Below are 1982 nucleotides of genomic sequence, written 5' to 3'. Positions count from 1 at the left end.
AAGCAGAAAGTGACCGCCCCGGCGCGTCTGGCCGGTGGTGTGCTGCTGGTCCACGAAACCCTCGACCAAGTGAAGGAGCCGCGTTCGGCCTGGGTCTACAACGCCGGTCAGCGTCGTGTGCGCCGTGCTCCGCAAGTCTCCTATGACGGCCCGGGTACCGCCGCCGACGGTCTGCGGACTTCCGACAACCTGGACATGTACAACGGTGCGCCGGATCGCTACGACTGGAAACTGGAAGGCAAGAAGGAGATGTACATCGCCTCCGACAGCTACAAGCTCGACTCGCCGAGCCTGAAGTACGCCGACATCATCAAGGCCGGGCACATCAACCAGGACCTGGCTCGTTACGAGCTGCGCCGGGTCTGGCATGTGGTCGCGACCTTGAAGGAAGGCCAACGCCACATCTACGCCAAGCGTGATTTCTATATCGACGAAGACACCTGGCAGGCTGCGGTGATCGACCACTATGACGGTCGTGGTCAACTGTGGCGTGTGGCCGAAGCCCACGCCGAGAACTACTACGACAAGCAAGTGCCGTGGTATGCCCTGGAAACCCTCTACGACCTGCAATCCGGCCGCTACCTGGCACTGGGCATGAAGAACGAAGAGAAGCAGGCGTATGACTTCGGCTTCACCGCTACCACCAGCGACTTCACTCCAGCCGCCCTGCGTCAGGATGGTGTTCGCTGATCCGCTGTAAATAGAGGCCGCATCCTCGGAAATTGCCCCGACTGGTTCGGGGCTTTTTTTTGCCCGGAAAATTGTGCATTCGCAGATATGCACAACAATCTAGGCTGGCCCGACGGGCTTTCTTTAGGCGAATTAACACGTTGCGGGATAAATAACTGAAATATCGACTAATCAATCAGATGTATCTGACCTATTTGGTCATAGTCTTTTTCACCCGAATGGTCGCAAAAATCTTCAACAGGTCGCGTTTTACCGCTAGTCTGCGGGCATCTGCTACGCCGACAACCCTACATTAATAAGAGTTGGCCATGACTGAGGTGTCTCCCCTTCAACGGTCTGCCAGCGCGGTGATTCCTGCGTTGGAAGGGCGTTTCTATCGACCCCCTCTGCCCGACGGATACGTGCAGCGGCCGCGTCTTTGCGAGCGCTTGAGTGCCGGGTTGAATGGGCGCCTGTTGCTGGTCAGTGCGCCGGCCGGGTTCGGCAAGAGCTCGCTGGCGGTGGAGTTCTGTCAGGGCTTGCCGGGCAACTGGCAGAGCCTGTGGCTGGGTTTGAGCCGCCGGGACAGTGATCCCGGGCGCTTCCTCGAACGCTTGCTGGACGGTTTGCAGCAGTACTATCCCCAATTGGGCCGGCAGTCTCTGGGGCTGTTGAAAATGCGCCAGCGCCATCAGCCTTTCGCCTTTGAAGAATGGCTGGATGGCCTGCTGGACGAACTGGCGATTCACCTGTCCAGCAACACGCCGCTGTTGCTGGTCCTGGACGATTACCACTTGGCCCAGGGGCCGGTGCTCGATCGCTGTCTGCAGTTTTTCCTCAATCACCTGCCCGATGGCCTGTTGGTGCTGGTCACCAGTCGCCAGCGTCCGGATTGGCATCTGGCGCGACTGCGGCTGTCGCGACAGTTGCTGGAGCTGCATGAGCAGGATCTGCGCCTGACCCATGACGAGTCCCTTAATTTGTTGGACCGCCACAGCAGTTCCTTGCGCGGCGAGGCTCTGGAAAGTCTGATCCAGCGCAGCGAGGGCTGGGTTGCCGGGCTGCGTTTCTGGCTGCTGGCAGCGTCCGAGGCCGGTGCGCTGGGCACCTTGCCTCAAGGACTGCATGGGGGCGAAGGGCTGATCCGCGACTACCTGCTGGAAGAGGTCATCGACTGCCTGCCCGCCGAGGTCCAGGCTTTCCTGTATGACACGGCGCCCCAGGAGCGCTTTTGCGCGTCGCTCTGCGACGCCCTGCGCGAAGCCCATGACAGTGCCGAGATCCTGGGTTTTCTGCAGGCCCACCAAGTGTTC

2 protein-coding genes are annotated in these 1982 nt (G+C 60.1%); both read left to right on the top strand.

The genetic code is table 11. The annotated features are described in order from the left end of the window. A partial coding sequence (locus BLX41_RS35000; RefSeq protein ID WP_259744654.1) for a DUF1329 domain-containing protein occupies window positions 1-690 on the top strand: 690 nt, incomplete at its 5' end. 308 nt (window positions 691-998) lie between these two features. Further along, window positions 999-1982: winged helix-turn-helix domain-containing protein (locus BLX41_RS34995; RefSeq protein WP_473241678.1), on the top strand; the 984-nt coding region annotated here is incomplete at its 3' end.

Origin of the sequence: Pseudomonas protegens (assembly GCF_003732485.1) — a bacterium.
GTDB lineage: Bacteria > Pseudomonadota > Gammaproteobacteria > Pseudomonadales > Pseudomonadaceae > Aquipseudomonas > Aquipseudomonas protegens_B.
This window is presented reverse-complemented; position numbering and strand designations above follow the sequence as displayed.